The organism is Bacteroides sp. 214, from assembly GCF_010501015.1.
Taxonomy (GTDB): Bacteria; Bacteroidota; Bacteroidia; order Bacteroidales; family Bacteroidaceae; genus Bacteroides.
In genome coordinates, this window is sequence record NZ_QVML01000002.1 from 407,245 (window position 1) to 425,324 (window position 18,080).

An 18,080-nucleotide genomic window follows, 5' to 3' on the forward strand; every position below is an offset into this window, starting at 1 on the left:
TTTGTTTGTTTTTGTGGATTTTATTACTTCACGTATAGCCATAAAAAAAGGGATCACGCCTGATCCCAATCTTTGTTAACCTTAAATCTAATACTATGAAAAACACAATACAAATATACGTACTATAATTGTATTTGCAAATTCTCCAAGTAAAAGAGTGTGTTTTATAACATAGCTTAAGAATTTGTTTTATTCAATATATACATTTTAAGAAAATTACTCCTTTACCTCTTGGTACATAAAGCGTTTTATACTCTTTTTAGCTGTCTTTTCAAATTCCTCAAAGTGTATCTTTACCTTCGCTATTTGGGCATATTTGGGCAATGTCTGGTTGATTTCAAGACGGTTCTCTTCCATTGCTTTCTCAATATCCGGTTGTTGCAATCCTTTGGCAAATGCCTCGTCGAAGTCGGGGAAGATAAGCGCTACAATCTTATCGTTTTGCATAACTACCAACGATTCGGAAACAAACGGCATATTGTTCAGCTTGCTTTCAATTTCTTCGGGGAAAATATTTTGTCCGCTGGCACTCATGAGTACACTCTTAGCACGACCGCGAATAATAATATGTCCATTAGCGTCTTTTGTGGCAAGGTCGCCGGTGTGTAGCCAACCATCTTTATCAACTGCCTGCGCAGTCGCTTCCGGATTTTTATAATAACCTACCATCAGATTGTCTCCTTTACAGATAATCTCTCCGGGAATATTTTCGGGGTCGGGCGAATCAATCTCCACTTGCATCCGGCTGGCAGGCGTACCACACGAAAAGAGTTTGTGGTTCTCCCACTTAGAAGACGAAATGAGTGGTCCACACTCAGTCATGCCATAACCTACGGTGTATGGAAATCCTATTTTTCTCAGGAACTCTTCTACTTCTTTGTTAAGTGGAGCGCCACCCACAATGATTTCGTAGAAATTGCCGCCAAATATTTCGATTGCACTTTGACATGCCGCGTTTTTTATTTTGTCGCTGATGATTGGAACACGCAGCAATAATTTTCCTATTTTACTATCCAGTTTAGGCAAAATATCTTTCTTGATAATTTTCTCTACTACTAAAGGTACGCAGCAAATGAGTCGTGGTTTAATCTCGGCACAGGCTTGCGCAATAACTTTGGGCGAAGGAATACGTGTAAGGAAATGGATGTGTGCACCAGAGTATATGCCGAAGAGGAAGTCGTACGTCATGCCAAAAACATGTCCCATCGGTAGGATGGCAATTGTTTTATCGCCGGGTTGTAAGGGAGACATCTCTTCGCAATACAATACATTGGAACGAATGCTGCGATAATTCAGCATAACACCTTTAGAATAACCGGTGGTGCCCGATGTATAGTTGATAAGGATCAAATCGTCTTGTTTGTTTTTGGTATACGAAATATCCTCAGGTCGAAAACTCATGGGGTATTTTTTGCCATAGATCTCATTGCGATGCCCATGTCCGTAAGTCAGTTGTTCCGAGCGCGAAATCAAAATGGAAAAATCGGGAATAGAGATAATGCCCAATAGTAGCGGCATAGCATCCTCGTTGAGGTTTTCCCAAATCTGATCGCCTACAAAAAGAAGTTTGGCTTCCGAATGATTAACGATGTTGTGTATATTGTCGGCTTTGAACTCGTGAAGAATAGGCACGGCAACTGCTCCATAGGTTATGGTAGCTAAGAATGTTACTGCCCAATGGGCACTATTGCGTCCGCAAATAGCTATTTTATCACCGGGTTTAATATCTGCCATTTCCATTGCTATGTGGAACTTGGCTATTTTACGCGCTACGTCCTTATACTGAAGGGTTACTCCATTATAGTCAGTCAACGCATTGAGATTCCAGTTTTGCGTAATACTTCGCTGGATATACTCAATGAATTCCATCTCTTTATCCATTATTTACTTGCACATTTTCTTTAAAACTGGGCAAAAATAACACTGTATAAGTTTGGATGGGTGTATTTGCTGTTATTTAACAATTTCTTAACATAGTTGCCCGGCGTTAATTATTCCGCGTCCGGGTCCATTTCTATCTTTTTGTTTTCGGAGATAAAGAGTAGTTTATCTTTCAGTTGCAGCTTCATAGTGCCATTTGGGACTAAGAAATTATTACCACGTTTTACCATCATAACAAGAGTGCCTTTAGGTAGGTTCATGTCTTTCAGTGTGTCAGCATCTTCCAACATCTCCTTAGTAATGGTCATGTCGAGTAATTTACTGTCAATTTCTTCGGGAAGCTCAATGCCAAAGTCGTTGCCTGTCTTAGGAATTGGCATGGAGAGGTTTAATTTCCGGGCAAAAAATGGAATAGTAGTTCCCTGTATTATTAACGAAAGAATAGTTATGAAGAACACTATGTTGAAAATAATATTGGAACCGGGCACATTATCAACTACCGGATAGGTGGCGAAAATAATTGGAACAGCGCCTCTCAACCCTACCCACGAAATGAAAATGCGCGAGTTTGTGGTTATTTTCTTGAAGGGCAACAAGCATAAAAACACAGTAAGCGGACGACCTACAAGAATCATAAAAATACCAATCAAAGAAGCAACAAGTGCCACGCTCAGTAATTCGTGTGGATTAACCAACAGTCCCAAGGTAAGGAACATAATGATTTGGAAGAGCCAGCTTAATCCATCCATGAATTTTGCAGTGTCTTTGCGATATGGAATTTTGCTGTTTCCTACGATAATACCGGCAATGTAAACGGCTAAATAACCATTTCCGTAGAGGCGATCGGTAAAGGAGAAGGTAAAGAAGCAAAACGCTAATAATAGGATAGGGTAGAGTGAATAGTTATCAATGTTCAACCTATTGAGCATCCACACCGCAAGTTTTCCTAATAGATAACCAGCCAAAGCACCTACTATGAACTGGATAAAGAAAGATCCCAAAATACCACCCAATTGCATTCCTCCCGACAGAATTACCTGTGTCAATACAATGGTAAGCATGTATGCCATCGGGTCATTACTACCACTCTCTAGCTCTAACATGGGACGTAAGTTGTGTTTCAGATTCATCTTTTGTGAACGCAAAATAGCAAAAACGGAAGCAGAGTCCGTAGACGACATTGTGGCAGCAAGCAGTAAAGAGGTGAGCAGGGGCAGTTCGATGTTGGTGAAACTCATGCCGGTTATAAACCAAATGAAGAACCCTGTAAAAACTGCCGTGAGCAAAACGCCTACTGTAGAGAGTACAATACCGGGAGCCAATATGGGTTTTATTTCGGCAAACTTAGTGTCCATACCACCCGAAAATAGAATGATACTCAATGCCAACATTCCGATAAATTGTGCTTCTTTAGCACTATTAAACTGTAAGCCTAAGCCATCACTGCCAAAAATCATACCTACAACGAGGAATAATAACAGCGTAGGTACCCCAAAGCGATAGCCGGTTTTACTTACAACGATACTTACAAATAATAATACAGAACCTATCAAGAGAATGTTCTCGGCAGTAAAAAGCATATAATATATTTTTTAGGGTAAATGTAATGGTGCAAAATTAACAAAAATATTTTGTAAAAGGTTCAGGGGAGTAGAGTTGTAAAAAGAGAAAGGGGGTGTGTCGAAAGTGTTGGATTTTTGACACACCCCTTCGTGTTTTGTTTATTATCTTAGTATGCCAAGACATTCCAAAGATCACGGATTCGTCGCTCCGGATCCCATTTGCCACCGAACGTCCATTGTGCCGTGATACTGAAATTAGCTAAATCTTTTTGATATTCTTGCAGATTATTATTCATCCATCCACTATTCCCACCTTCGCGGTAAGATGCGGCATAATAGGTTCGTTGTCCCCACGGACATGGATCGAGCACTTTATCCGAATAGGCATATCCGATATTACAGTCGAGCACTTGTTCGGACATTTTGCAATTGACGATGAAGAACTGCGAATCATGATGGTAGCGTCCAAGAAGCGTTGGCGATTTGGCATCAAAGGAAGAGTTGGTAATCACTAATTTTTTACTCTTATCGCCACGGCCATCGTGCCAAATCATTGCGCGGCTATCACCATAAAACCGGCAGCGTGTGGCATAACACCATCCGCGGGGGCATAAGAAATCTACTCCCGGGCAACGAAGGAACAAATCGGCATGATAGTACATACCATTGCTTTCGGGTGCCCAGAGCGCAAGTGCGTCGTTGCCATCTGCCCACACATTGCAATTGATGACTATGGTACGTGTAGCCCGCCCGAAGATAGCCATTTGATGGGTGGTGGTATTTTCGATGGTTGTTCCGTAGTTGTTATAGACAGTCAGACCGCTGATAACGCAGTCGGCCGCAGGTTCTTGCAATACAATTACTCCGTTGCCAACAGGGCGTCCGTTGTACTCTTTGATGGTTCGTGTTCTGGCTGTTTCTGCCAAAACAATTATCGTGCTGTCTCTATTCTCGCCTACCAGTACAATGTTGGGACGATCTACAATCACTTTTTGATTGTAAGTACCGTTTAAGATTAAAATCTTGAAAGGTTCGGTTGGCGTTTCCGGCGCTTTTTGAATAGCGGCTTGAATGCTTTCGCCCGGTTTAACAATGACATCAAAAGCGGCACGGTCTACTACAGGACGGCGATACATTTCGATAAGTCCATTCTCGTTACATCCCTTGGTGGTTAGGCTTATTTCTACCTTGTTCTTGGGGTCGTATTTGGCGCTCCATGTTTCATAGATGCTATATAATTCTGCCGCGCGGTCGCCATACCAACTGTATCCGGTACGACGTTCTACCCCGATTTCTTCTAATCGGCGACGTGGAATTCCGTCACGGTCGCATACATATGGCTCACAGAACTCCAAATCATAATAGCGTCCCCAGATAGGAGTTGCTTGTGGATCTTCTACTAAGCGAGTGTTGCGTTCCGTTTGTTCTCCCCATCCGCCTGTGCGCTCAACGCGTAAGCCGGTTAGTTTATAGGTGTCAAACCACTTCATTGCTCCATGAATAGCTTTTTTTACCTGTGCATTGGGCTTGGGTAGCGTCATTAATAATCTGATAATGCCGGCGCTCTCTTGCGAGCAATAGGAAGGCAATTCGTATGCGCGTGCCGATGCTGGTTTCAATGTCTCACGATCGTGTTGCTGACACCACACGGTACGCTCTCCGTTTACTATAATCTGTGTTGCCAAGATGATTTCTATTCCTTTATCAAAAGCTTTCGACAGTCGTTTGCGCATTGCTTTATCAACAAGGTTGCCATCATAGGGAGATTCTGCTGCTATAATATCATCGAATAATTCCAATGTGTTGACTATAGCATCATCATTGAAAGTAATATGTGTTTGATAGCCTTGCGGGTTTGGCCAGAATTGCGGCCATCCACCATTGTCATATTGCCCGCTTAATAAATATTCCAATGCCGAAGCGAAAGCATCACGATAGCGTGTGTCGTTTGTTTGCTGGTAAAGACGAGCCAAAAAAATCATCTGCATCGTTGTTGCATTGTTATCGATTGTAGAGTCGTCTTGTCTTGTTTTTTCTTTCAGAACATTCCTTAATTCTTCGTTACTCATTTTGCGAGCCATGTCTATATTCTTTGGCCATCCACCAGTGACACGTTGATAAGCTAATACTTGGTCGCCTACCCGACGTGCTTCTTCGGTTTTGAAAAATTCCGGATTAGTCTCGCGCATTAAATTCCGTCTGGGCATGCGTTGTGCTGTTGCCGACGAAAATACCATAAGGTAACAAATGAAAGCAACAAGAATATGCGCTTTCTTTGATTTCAAAAAGAGGTGTTTCATATTTGTATTGTTTTACATGTATTAAATAATGAAGTACAAATAAAGCGAATTTGATTGTTTTTAAGTGTAACAAATTGGTCTTTAACTGGTATTATTTAATACAATCGCAGGTTTTTGGGCTTTATTTTTCAAAAATGGCGGTGATTCCTTCGGTTGTAAGTTTTTTGTCGGATAGTTATGAATGTTTCCTCTCGTAAACTTGCTTCATATTGAATAAATGCTGATTGATATGTGTGAAAATATAACTATTTGAATGGGTGTGTTAACTTGATTTATTTATAGACTATTAACTTTAAAGTTTCTGTAAAAAAGATAGCATTTACTTTGGTTATATTGCAGAAATGGCAGTGCGAAGAATTTTATTTTCCGATGCAGCGTTTTAGACTTTGTGGTAACCACTAAGAGCGCAGTGGTTACCACTTTGGGTGTCGGTGGTTACCACTTCGACTAAAAGCGGTAACCGTTTTTAGTCGATTCCGTAAAAAAAGAGAGGCGAAAAACCCCGTGGTTTCCCGCCTCTCTATGTATATACTATCTGTATATCTTTGCTATACTAAAGATAGCTTTTTTGTATGACATTTCCAAATCCGAATTAACGTTTTGTAATATGTTGGTTTGGGGGTTTGTGTGATATTTGTACTTTTGTTGCTCGGAAATTCCGAACAACTGCTACTGATGGTAAAAAGTGCTTTATCGTCAGGTGATCGACCTTTATGCTACCAGTGCCGATTACGATTCTCGATCGGATATGCCTATCTTATTCTAATTAAACTGCAACCTAAACACCGTCTCTCCTTTGCTATTTGTAGGTAGCAGCGTTAAACTTCCTTTGGAGAGCCGCATGATATGACGGGATAGGCTTAACCCTATTCCGTTACCTTTTTCTTTTGTTGTGAAGAATGGAATAAATATTTGTTCGGCTATTTCAAATGGTATGGGTAACCCATTGTTGCTGATGTCAATAACAACTTCTTCTTTTGTAGTGCAATAGGCGTTGATATTTATAACTCCATCGGGATTGTTGTTGATTGCTTCCATGGCATTTTTTAATAGGTTTACAACGACTTGTTGTATCAGGTTCTCATCGGCATAGAGAATTAAATCATCGGGAGTTACATAAAGGTTGAATGAGATGTGCTCGCAGGCAAGCTGGTGCTGGGTCAGCTTTATCATACGCTCCATGAAGGGTTTTATGTAGAATAATGTTGGTTCGGGCGTAGGTGTACGGGTAAACTTGCGGTAAGATTCAACAAAAGAGATAAGCCCTTTTCCTGTAGCACTGATAGTTTCCAATCCTTTATGGATTTCTTCTATATCGGCTATTCCTTGCGAAAGCATTGTATCACTCAAAGAAGTGATAGGTGTAATGGAATTCATTATTTCGTGTGTTAAAACCCGGATTAGCTTAATCCATGAATCAATCTCTTTTTCATCCAGTACGCTATTAATATCACTCAGGGCTAAAATGCGTAAGTGCTTCTTTGCAATGTGAATATCCGAAGCTTTTACCGAAATATGAATGATTCCTCTCTCGTTTGTAAATTGCAATTGGATATTTTCTCCCGGTTGTATTGCTGCTATTTTCTCGACAAGCAAGGCGTTTATTGGGGCTAATTGCTGTATGTGTGTAAATACGTTTAATCCGAAAATACGTAATGTTTCGTTATTCTTTTGATAAACAGCTCCGTTATCATCAAGTACTATGATTCCAGTGTTTATGCTGTTCAGTATAAGTTCATAGTATTTTTCTTGTTGAATGGTTTCGGTCTTAGCTTCGAATAGAATCTGCGAAACTTTATTTAATAGATAACTAATGCTTGCGTCACTACTGTTTGTTTGTTCTCCAACGAAGCGTAGTGTGTTGTCGTTATTCTCGAGAGCTTCGAGCATGTAGGTTATTCTTTTTGTGTTCTTGCGGTAGAGCAGATAAAGCCATCGTACAGAAAAGAACAAGGCGATTGTTGCAATGGTGCACCATTCGTAGCGCTTATCTAAAAAAAGAAATACCACAGTGCCGGCACATAATACAAGGATAAGTGCCCACAACCAGAAACTCTCTTTTATATATAGGTATAGCTTCTTCATAAGCCGAATTTCTTCATCTTATTATAGAGCGTTTGCCGTGTAATGCCAAGTTGTGCCGCAACGGCGGATAAGTTTCCGTTGCAGCCTTCTATTGCTTTCTGAATCATTTTCATCTCCATTTCTTCGAGGGTGGAGGCTGCTTCTTCGGGCATTGTTGTTTTGAGTGGCAGTGTGAATAACTCGGCGGGGATGGTGGGTGTGTCGCTTATGATAACAGCTTTCTCGATAGCGTGTTCCAGTTCGCGTATATTACCATACCATGGGTGTTTGATTATTCTCTCTTTTGCGGCACTGCTAAGCGTGATATTTCCTTTGTCGTATTGTTTACAAAAGCGGTCAATAAACAATTCTGTTAGTGGAATAATATCTTCTTTGCGCTCGCGCAATGGTGGAATTTCAATATGAATGGTGTTGAGACGGTAGAGTAAGTCTTCGCGAAATTCCTCTTTGCGAACCATCTCATTCAGGTTGCGGTTGGTTGCCGACACCAAACGAATATCTATCGGAATTGGCTCATTGCTTCCTACCTGGATGATGCTTCGACGTTGCAGCGCGGTGAGTAGTTTGGCTTGTAAGTGGAAAGGGAGGTTACCTATTTCATCGAGAAAAAGTGTGCTGTGATTGGCGGTTTCAAACTTTCCTTGTCGATCGGCATGGGCATCGGTAAACGAGCCTTTTGTGTGACCGAACAATTCACTCTCGAACAACGATTCGGTAATGGCACCCATATCAACAGCTACTAATGCTTCTTTATTGCGTTTGGATAGTCTGTGTATTTCTCGTGCAAGCATCTCCTTGCCGGTTCCGTTCTCGCCGGTAATGAGGATGTTGGCATCCGTCGCAGCAACTTTTTCGACTAAGAGGCGAAGATTCTCCATTGCATGGCTACTGCCCCAATACATTGATGATGCAGGTTGTTCAATTGATTGTTTCCTCTTTTTGATGTTTTTTTGAGGAAGAATGGCAGTATCCAGCGTTTCTATCAGTTTTTGATTATCCCACGGTTTGACTACGAAGTCGGCCGCTCCCTCTTTGATGCCGCGCACCGCCAACTCTATATCGGCGTAGGCAGTAAAGAGTACTACGGGAAGCGTGGGATGTTGTTTTTTTATTTCGTGCAACCAAAACAGCCCCTCGTTGCCGGTGTTAATACCTGCGGTGAAGTTCATGTCGAGCAGTACAATACTTGGATTGACCTCGCGCAAAGAGGCAAGCAATGTAGTAGGCGAGGAGAGGGTAACTACTTGCTCGAAATGACTTTTAAGTAACATTTGCACTGCGGTTAGTACTCCTTTATTATCATCTACTACAATAATGGTTCTTTTTTTATTCATGTTTTTCGCATTCTACCGTCAAAAATAAAAGATTCTCGTCGAAACTCCTACAAAGTGTCTAATAATTAGACAACAGATGTCTAAAAAACAGACACCGAACACCAAAAGACTTTTTGTTACTGTGTTGATTTTCTGTTTGTTATACTTGTGGCACGCATTCTGTATTTGGAAAGAATAGAAATAAACAGTTAATTTAGCAAATATATGAGACAATTCTATTACACTATTAGAACACTGATTCGCGGCAAAAGCTCGAATGTTGTTAAAATCATCTCCTTGACACTGGGCTTGTTCGTGGGGATTCTTCTTTTTGCGCGTATTGCCTACGAGTATTCCTGGAATACGGTTTATGAGGACCCCTCAAGGTTAGCCGTAATAAAAGTAAAATACTATGGAAGTGGTGTGGAAAGTATGAAAGAAAGCCGTATTGTTTTTGGACCGACGGCAGCCGCTATTATGGAAGCGTTTCCCGATGAAGTTGTAAGTGCCACAACTACTTGTTTGTTGTGGGATCAAGCATTCAACTTGGGTGCGAAAGAGTTTCAGGCTTTAACAGAAGTGGTTGATACGCTTTTTTTTCGAACAATGGGTATACCTGTAACATCCGGACGTCCCGAAGAACTCGCAGCACCCGATATGATGTTTTTAAGTGATGACATGGCTCGTCAAATATTCGGCACTACCGAGGTTGTCGGACGAACGTTAATGTTTAGAGGGGTAGAGTTTAGCGTGCGCGGTACATACAAATCGATTGGCAATAATAACTATATGCGCCCCGAAGCTGTGGTTAGCATGGCGTCACTTCATAAATATAAATGGCGATATTATGGTTGGGATGGTGGCGACTCATACGAAGGATATATCCGATTGAAAAACAAGGACTCTGTTGAGCGTATCAATGCGCGTATTGATGCGGTGATTGAGGAGTATGTGCCTTTTAATCTTGAAGAATATGGCTTTGGGATACGTGCTTATATACAGAATATTCTTGATGTACACAGAAATAATCCGGACGTAAAACGTATCGTTGTTAATTACACATTCCTGGCTATAGCCATTTTACTGATTGCTGCTCTGAACTACGTGCTGATTGCCATTTCTTCATTGGCTAGACGGGCAAAAGGTGTGGGTGTACATAAAGCAAACGGTGCTACTGGCTCGCAGGTCTTCAGTCTGTTTTTGTGGGAAACAGGTATTCTTATTCTTTTCTCTTTATTATTGGTTGCTCTGCTCATTCTAAATTTAAGGGGACCAATAGAAGATTGGATTGATGTGCAGGTTGTTCACCTCTTTGCATGGCAAACACTTTGGGTACCTGCCTCTATTGTTCTACTAGTATTCCTGCTGGCCGGTGTTATTCCGGGTCGGATGTTCTCAAATATACCTGTAACGCAAGTGTTCCGTCGTTATATCAACCGCAATTCGTCATGGAAACGTGTGTTGCTTTTTGTCCAGTTTGCTGGTGTAGCATTTGTGTTTGGTGTGTTGGTAGTACTTTTTCTTCAGTATAAGCAACTACTCAATTACGATTTAGGTTATAGTGTGAAGAATGTTGCCACAGCTACTATTCGTGGAAATAAGGATGTGGTGCGTTCAATGGTAGAGAACCTTCCTATGGTAGAAAATCTCAGTTTCTCTATGCAAGGCGTAGGCATAGGCTACAGTGGTTCTGGAGTAACAATTGGTGGACGTATGCTTTTCTCAACACGCTTCAACTCCGTTGATGAGAACTTTGTGGGACTGTATGGTATACGTATTCTCGAAGGTAGAAATATACAAGCACCGGGCGAAGTGTTGGTTAATAAGATATATGTTGGCATGATGCCTTGGGAGGGCAGTGCGCTGGGAAGAGTATCGAGCGAGCACGATGTGGCTGGTACGGTAGTTGGTGTTATCGAAGACATTGTAGACAATGGACTGTTTACTGAAAAAAAACCGTTGATGCTAACCTATCTTCCCGATTGGAACAGCTTACTGAATGTAAAACTACGTGAACCTTTTGAGCAATCGTTGTTTGCGTTGAATAAAGCAATGGCAGAAGCCTTTCCGCAAACGAATATCGTTTTCAATCCTGAGGAACCACGCATAGTCGAAAAGTACAATAGTACCCGTCGTTTTCGCGACTCGGCAGGAGCAGCTTTTATAGCTATCCTACTCATAACACTAATGGGACTTATTGGCTATATAAACGATGAGGTTCAGCGCCGTTCGAAAGAAATTGCCATTCGCAAAGTAAATGGTGCCGAGGCTTGGAGCATACTCTTACTGCTCAACAAGGAAATTCTGTGGTTGGCTGTACCTGCTGTAATTCTGGGCACTTCTTGTTCCTATTTTGTGGGGAAAGAGTGGTTGGCACAGTTCAGTGGCGATTTATTGGAACTTAGTGTTCCGCTATACATACTCATTTCATTAATCATCCTTATTGTTATAACAATCTGCGTAATTGTTAAAGCTTGGAAGATAGCAAATGAAAATCCGGTAAACTCAATTAAAAGTGAATAATTAAAAACTCAAGAATATGATAACAATCAATAACCTCAGCAAAGTATTCCGTACATCGGAAGTAGAAACCGTGGCATTAAACCATGTAAATGTAGAAGTAAAGGAAGGCGAATTTGTAGCCGTAATGGGACCATCGGGTTGTGGCAAATCAACCTTGTTGAATATTCTGGGACTGCTCGACAATCCCACCGAAGGTTCCTATAAAATGATGGGCGAAGAGGTTGGTTCTCTCAAAGAAAAGGAGCGTACCCGTATGCGTAAGGGAAAGCTGGGCTTCGTGTTTCAAAGCTTTAACCTGATTGATGAACTGAATGTGTATGAGAATGTGGAACTTCCGCTAACGTATCTTGGCTACAAAGCTTCTGAGCGTAAGCAAATGGTAAATGATATGCTAAAACGCATGAACCTGAGCCATCGTGCCAAACATTTTCCACAGCAGTTGTCGGGCGGACAACAACAACGTGTAGCCATAGCCCGTGCGGTAGTTGCCAACCCTAAACTAATACTTGCCGACGAACCTACCGGAAACCTCGACTCTAAGAATGGCGCTGAGGTAATGGATCTGCTAACGGAACTGAATCGCGAAGGAACAACCATTGTTATGGTGACACACTCGCAGCATGATGCTAGTTTTGCACACCGGATTATCCACTTGTTTGATGGTAGTGTGGTGGCGAGTGTACATGCAATATAAAACAACAATTACCCCCTGCACGCTTCGCGGAGTCTGCCGGCGCTCAGAATTCTTCCTGCACGTTGTGCGGGGTTATTCTGCTACTGGCTTGGTTTATGCTACTTTGGTTAGTTTTGGCAGGTAGATGCCCAACGCCACCCATGCCGTAATAAAAGCCAGCGCATCCGATATAGGCATACTTGCCCATACACCGGTTAGCCCGTAATGCTTTGGTAATATGATAAGGAAAGGAAGCAGGTAAATAAGCTGGCGGCTAAGGGAGAGGAATATACTAACCTTAACCTTACCGATACTTTGGAAAAAGTTGGAAATAACCACCTGACTGCCAACAACTGGAAACATCAGTACGCCGATGCGCAGACCTTTGGCAGAGATGTCGATTAGTTCTTTACTGTCGGTAAAGAATCCCGAAATGGTATAAGGGAATAATTCGCATAACAAAAACCCGGTAGTGGTGATGGCTACACCTACCATGATGCCCCGCTTGAGAGTTTTCTTTACCCTGTCCATATTTCCTGCTCCGAAATTATAACCCGATATAGGTTGCATGCCCATAGTAAGCCCCAACACAATCATAATATACAAGGTAAGTAACCGGTTAATGATGCCATAAGCACCTATTGCCAAGTCTCCTCCATGAGTTTTCAGCGCATTGTTGATAATAATAACGATAACACAAGTACATACGTTCATCAGGAATGGCGACATACCTATGGAGAAAATAGTAAGGATAATGCGTAGTTTCATCTTCAGGGAATTCTTGTCGAAGTGAACGAAACTTTCCTTGTTAATGAAGTGATAGAGTACCCATGTCAATGCGATGAACTGCGACAGCACGGTTGCAGTAGCTGCTCCGCGTATGCCCCAATCGAAATGAAAGATAAATAAAGGAGCAAGAACAATATTGCAAAGAACAGATAGCATAGAGGTGAGCATGGCTTTCTTCGGATATCCGGTTGCACGCATCACATTATTCAAACTTATCATGGTATAGGAAATGGGGGTTCCCAACAAGATAACCTGCATAAAGTCGCGAGCGTAAGGCAGAGTAGCTTCGCTGGCACCAAAGAATACCAGAATCTCGTCGAGGAAGATGAAGAACAGGCTTCCGCATAGAATTGAGTTGGTAAGACAAAGCATCAATGTATTTCCCAGTACCTCTGTTGCTCCTTTTAGGTCTTTCTGTCCCAGTCGTATAGAAGAGATGGTAGATGCCCCCGATCCTACCAATGTGCTGAAAGCTATCACAAGATTCATCAAAGGGAACGTTATAGCCAGTCCCGATATGGCCATTGCCCCCACACCATGCCCGATGAAGATACTGTCGATAATATGATACAGAGATGTAACCGTCATGCCTATGATAGCCGGAATGGAGTATTGTAGCAATAGCTTGCCGATACTCTCTGTGCCTAGTATGTGGGGGGTGTCTTGCCGAGACATGTACTGGTATTTACTAATTAAACGGTGCAAAGTTATTAAATATTTGCAGCTTCGGGCGATAATTCGGAACTTTGCAACCATATATAAATAGTAAAAGGAGGAATCATGAAACTTGAAATACAAACAGCCGTTCTCTTCGATATGGACGGCGTGGTACTCGATACAGAATCGCAATATTCTGTCTTCTGGGATAAGACCGGGCGCGAAGCATTGGGCATTGAGCATTTCGATTCGCTGATAAAAGGAACAACCAATACACAAATAGGAGAAAAGTATTTTCAGGGTCGTGAAGAAGAGTTTGCCCGGATAGTAGAAGCCAACAGAGCTTGGGAAGCCGAAATGACCTACAATTACTTTCCCGGTGTAGTAGACTTTATTAACGATTTGCGAGCTAATGGTGTTAAACTGGCGCTTGTAACCTCTTCGGACGAAGCGAAGATGGCTTGCGTATATCGTGCTCATCCCGAAATGAAAGAACTATTTGATTTGATTCTTTCCGCCGGTAGCTTCACCCGCTCCAAACCTCATCCGGAATGCTTCTTGTTGGCAATGAAGCAATTGAATGTAACTTCTGCTAACTCTTTTGTAATAGAAGATTCTTTTCATGGCTTAGCTGCCGGACGTGCATCGGGTGCTACTGTAATAGGAATGGCTACTACCAATTCAAGAGAGGGTATAGAAGATAAAGCAGACTATGTATTGGATAGCTTTCTGGGCATGACATACCAAAAGTTGATCTCTCTTCACAATATTTAACTCGCTACTACTTGTTTAAGTACGAGCTGTTCGTAGTTTTGTGGTAAAGTTATATTAATCATTAAAAAAACTCTGCCATGAAAACAAGACAACCAGTTCTCCTTTTTCTTTTACTTTCTATAGCAATAGCAGGCTGTAAAGGCACTAAAGACAAAAACGATTATTTACGAGAAGTTCTTAGTAATCTTGAAAAAATAAAGACTGCTACATATTGCAAAACATCTGAAACTTGGCAACCTGGTGATACGGTTGCCATGATGAATCGTTGCCTATATGTGAAAGAGTATAGCAATCCGCAAGACACAACTATTGGCTCCTCTTATGTAAGTTTCGATTGTGCCGACACGACAAAACTATTTTTTGGCTATGATGGCACTATAAGGGTAAGCCTGTTTCATGATGATAAAGAAGTGCTAATTGATGACTTTACAACCAAAGCGCATTTTCCTTACAGGCCACTAACCCCACCGTTTTTTAACTATGCCCGAAGCATTATTGACTATGCGCTTACTACCGAAGATAGTATTACATTAGAGATGGAAGATATCGGTGATGAATACTACGTTAAATTAACGGTTTATGAAGACGAACAAATAGAGTTTTTTGGAAAAGCCTATCGCATGACTGATGTTCCATATGTGCTCGACCCTACTTCGATTTATGAATTGTGGATAAGTAAGAAAGATAACTTACCCTACAAAACAAGGCGGGAAATGTCGCACGATATATCTGTTACTATTTGTTCGAATGTGGAGTTCAATAAATTATCTATTGAAGACTTGCATATTGATCATTATTATCCGCAAGATTATGAAATTAGATTACGCGGAAAAAAACGTGTTACTTCAACCAAAGAAGACCTTACTGGCAAGCAAGCACCCGACTGGACGCTGAACAATATGCACGAACAACCTGTGTCACTTTCTGATTTTAAGAGTAAGGTGTTGCTTATTAATTTTACAGGGATAGGTTGTGGTCCGTGTCAAGCCTCTATTCCCTTCTTGAAGCAATTGAAGGAGCACTTTAGCCCTGAAGAGTTCGACCTGGTAGCCATTGAAACATGGGTTCGTAAGTCTCATTCTTACCAAAACTACACAGCCAAAAATAACTTGAATTATACTTTTCTGGGTGCAACCGACGAGGTTATTAAGCAGTATCGCACAGGTGGTGGTGCTCCTTTCTTCTTTATTTTAGACGAGCAACGTGTTGTGCGAAAAGTTGTCTTTGGGTATAGCAAAGAGAGAACCGACAAAGAGATAACTGATGCCATAACTGCCTTATTATGAAAAATAAACAAGGTTTCTTACCTTGTGTTGAAATATAAGCTATATTTGCAGCCTATTTTCAAATTAATAATAAGAATATGACAGGATATCTTTCTGACGACAAGCGCAAAGTAACTACGCATCGCCTTATTGAAATGAAACAACGTGGTGAGAAAATCTCCATGCTTACTTCTTACGATTATACCATGGCATCCATTGTTGATGGAGCTGGAATCGATGTAATTTTGGTGGGCGACTCCGCCTCTAACGTAATGGCAGGAAATGTAACCACACTTCCTATGACTCTGGATCAGATGATATATCATGCCGAATCGGTTGTTCGCGCGGTGAGCAGAGCAATGGTAGTGGTGGATATGCCTTTCGGGACATGCTCGGGTAATCCTATTAAATCTCTTGAAGCAGCTATCTCCATCATGAAAAAAACAGGATGTGATGCTCTCAAAATAGAAGGTGGCAAGGAAATAGAAGCCGACGTAAAGAAAATAATCGATGCCGGAATTCCCGTAATGTCTCACTTGGGATTGATGCCGCAATCAATTAATAAATATGGAACTTACACAGTGCGCGCCAAAGAAGATGGTGAGGCAAAGAAGTTAATTGATGATTGCTTGCTGATGGAAGAACTGGGATGTTTTGCCATTGTTCTAGAGAAAATACCGGCTACTGTAGCTGCGGAGGTAGCATCTAAAGTAAGAATTCCTATCATTGGTATTGGTGCAGGAGGTCAGGTAGATGGTCAGGTACTTGTTATTCAGGATATGTTAGGTATGACCAAAGGATTTAGTCCTCGATTCTTAAGACGCTATGCAGACCTACATACAGTAATGACAGATGCAGTCAGTCAGTATGTGGCTGATGTGAAAAGTGCCGATTTCCCTAACGAAAAGGAACAATATTGATATTCGCGAAACACATTTCGCTATTGACATGACACTTCTTGCTGGTAATTTTAAGCGGATATGCTTTGGCAATATGCTGATGTATATCTCTCAATACATGCTGCTGCCCACTATACCTGTGGTAATAACCGAGAGGTTGAATGGTCCGCTAGCATATACAGGTGTTGTTTTCTTATTGCTTTTGTCAGGAGTGCTACTTATAAGTCCGCTACTGAATTACCTGCAAGATGTGTTTCGTCGTAAAAAGCTAGCTCTTTTTGCTTTTTTTACATTGTTGGTCACTACTGCCATTTACTATGTTATAGATAGCATAGAGGGAATTTCTTTCCTGGCACTGATTCAGGGAGTAGCTTTCGGTGTTACATCCTCCACATTTATTACCCTTGGCATTGATCTTCTTCCTTCGGAAAACCGTAGTGGAGGAAACTTAATTCTTGCCTGGTATGCTCGTCTTGGCATGATTATGGGCATTGCGGTAGGTAGTGCCGTTTACTTGAATTATGGCTTTGATTGGTTGCTATTAGGAGCACTGATTATCGGAGTATTAGGATTCTTTTTTCTGGAAATGACACACGTTCCTTTTCGTGCGCCTATTGGTGTGAAATTACTCTCTATGGATCGCTTCTTTCTTCCCAAGACGTGGTTGTTGGTGCTCAATATGATACTAATTACAATAATTCCCGCCATGCTCTTCCCATTAATACACTTCAAGGTACGTGATGTGTTTTTACTTGATACGTGGAGTGTACCTTATTTCTTATTGGTAGGTATTGGTTTTGTGTTATCAATGCTCTTTGCTAAAAAAGTTTTTGTTGGGCAGGAATTGCGTAAGCGAATCCTCATTGGGTTGCTGTTGATTGTAATAGCAGTTTCGCTTTTTATTATCTTCAATACCTTGGCAGGGTTAGTTGTTTCTGCTGTGTTATTTGGGGCGGGGTTAGGATTTGTTACCACCGATTTTCTGTTGATGTTTATTAATATGTCCAGTCATTGCGAGCGTGCAACGGCTAATTATACCTATCTGCTTTCCTGGAAAATAGGCATTTCTGTGGGTGTGGGGCTGGCTTGCTACTTACGAGAACATGCTTCATTGGGTGCTACATTTCACTATTGTATGTTGCTTGCCGCACTTTCATTGTTCTTTTTTATTGCTTTAGCTTATCCTTATTACACAAAGCGTAAAATTAGATAGAATACCTCTTGTATTTTCCCAGTGTTTTCTTCATCATAAAACAGTCAGAAACAGTTCAAAAAACAGTCAGAAGTTAATCAAAAAACAGTCGCAAATTAATTGCAATTTATCTTCTCAAATAAGAAGCTGTTTTGAATTTGCTCGTT

The 18,080-nt window shown here is 41.3% G+C and carries 12 protein-coding genes; 6 read left to right on the forward strand and 6 right to left on the reverse strand.

Annotation, left to right across the window (positions count from 1 at the left end; genetic code table 11):
• Positions 1-216: 216 nt before the first annotated feature.
• The 5 genes from D0T50_RS03375 to D0T50_RS03395 all read right to left on the reverse strand — a co-directional run bounded on the left by D0T50_RS03375 (position 217) and on the right by D0T50_RS03395 (position 9,162).
• Positions 217-1,881 carry a long-chain fatty acid--CoA ligase gene (locus tag D0T50_RS03375; RefSeq protein WP_163221985.1) on the reverse strand — a complete coding sequence of 555 codons (1,665 nt, stop codon included), beginning with the start codon at positions 1,879-1,881 and terminating at the stop codon, positions 217-219.
• Positions 1,882-1,991: 110 nt separating this feature from the next.
• On the reverse strand, positions 1,992-3,461 hold the full coding sequence (locus D0T50_RS03380; protein ID WP_163221987.1) for a potassium/proton antiporter: 1,470 nt from the start codon (positions 3,459-3,461) through the stop codon (positions 1,992-1,994).
• A 149-nt stretch (positions 3,462-3,610) separates the two neighbouring features.
• On the reverse strand, positions 3,611-5,650 hold the full coding sequence (gene pelA, locus D0T50_RS03385; RefSeq protein WP_239058200.1) for a pectate lyase: 2,040 nt from the start codon (positions 5,648-5,650) through the stop codon (positions 3,611-3,613).
• A gap of 855 nt (positions 5,651-6,505) precedes the next feature.
• Positions 6,506-7,828 carry a PAS domain-containing sensor histidine kinase gene (locus D0T50_RS03390; protein WP_163221990.1) on the reverse strand — a complete coding sequence of 441 codons (1,323 nt, stop codon included), beginning with the start codon at positions 7,826-7,828 and terminating at the stop codon, positions 6,506-6,508.
• Positions 7,825-9,162: a sigma-54 dependent transcriptional regulator gene (locus tag D0T50_RS03395; RefSeq protein ID WP_163221992.1), complete on the reverse strand. Its 1,338-nt coding sequence runs from the start codon at positions 9,160-9,162 to the stop codon at positions 7,825-7,827. The genes D0T50_RS03390 and D0T50_RS03395 overlap by 4 nt, the downstream gene beginning before the upstream one ends.
• 204 nt (positions 9,163-9,366) lie before the next feature.
• Here D0T50_RS03395 and D0T50_RS03400 point away from each other — a divergent pair, with 204 nt between their 5' ends.
• Complete coding sequence (locus D0T50_RS03400) at positions 9,367-11,664, forward strand: ABC transporter permease (RefSeq protein ID WP_163221994.1); 2,298 nt, start codon at positions 9,367-9,369, stop codon at positions 11,662-11,664.
• A gap of 16 nt (positions 11,665-11,680) precedes the next feature.
• Complete coding sequence (locus D0T50_RS03405) at positions 11,681-12,358, forward strand: ABC transporter ATP-binding protein (protein ID WP_163221996.1); 678 nt, start codon at positions 11,681-11,683, stop codon at positions 12,356-12,358.
• A 93-nt stretch (positions 12,359-12,451) separates the two neighbouring features.
• Here D0T50_RS03405 and D0T50_RS03410 read toward each other — a convergent pair whose 3' ends face one another.
• A complete protein-coding gene (locus tag D0T50_RS03410; protein WP_163221998.1) occupies positions 12,452-13,801 on the reverse strand; it encodes an MATE family efflux transporter in 1,350 nt (449 codons plus the stop codon).
• Positions 13,802-13,906: 105 nt separating this feature from the next.
• On the opposite strand from D0T50_RS03410, the gene D0T50_RS03415 reads away from it, so the two are divergent.
• The 4 genes from D0T50_RS03415 (at position 13,907) to D0T50_RS03430 (ending at position 17,934) form a co-directional block, all read left to right on the forward strand.
• The gene (locus tag D0T50_RS03415) at positions 13,907-14,557 is read left to right on the forward strand and encodes an HAD family phosphatase (protein WP_163222000.1); all 651 of its coding nucleotides are present in this window, start codon (positions 13,907-13,909) and stop codon (positions 14,555-14,557) included.
• Between the two features lie 77 nt (positions 14,558-14,634).
• The gene (locus tag D0T50_RS03420) at positions 14,635-15,843 is read left to right on the forward strand and encodes a peroxiredoxin (protein ID WP_163222002.1); all 1,209 of its coding nucleotides are present in this window, start codon (positions 14,635-14,637) and stop codon (positions 15,841-15,843) included.
• 77 nt (positions 15,844-15,920) lie between these two features.
• On the forward strand, positions 15,921-16,742 hold the full coding sequence (gene panB / locus D0T50_RS03425; RefSeq protein WP_163222004.1) for a 3-methyl-2-oxobutanoate hydroxymethyltransferase: 822 nt from the start codon (positions 15,921-15,923) through the stop codon (positions 16,740-16,742).
• 28 nt (positions 16,743-16,770) lie between these two features.
• Positions 16,771-17,934, forward strand: coding sequence for an MFS transporter (locus D0T50_RS03430; RefSeq protein ID WP_163222006.1), 1,164 nt, complete (start codon positions 16,771-16,773; stop codon positions 17,932-17,934).
• Positions 17,935-18,080: the final 146 nt, after the last annotated feature.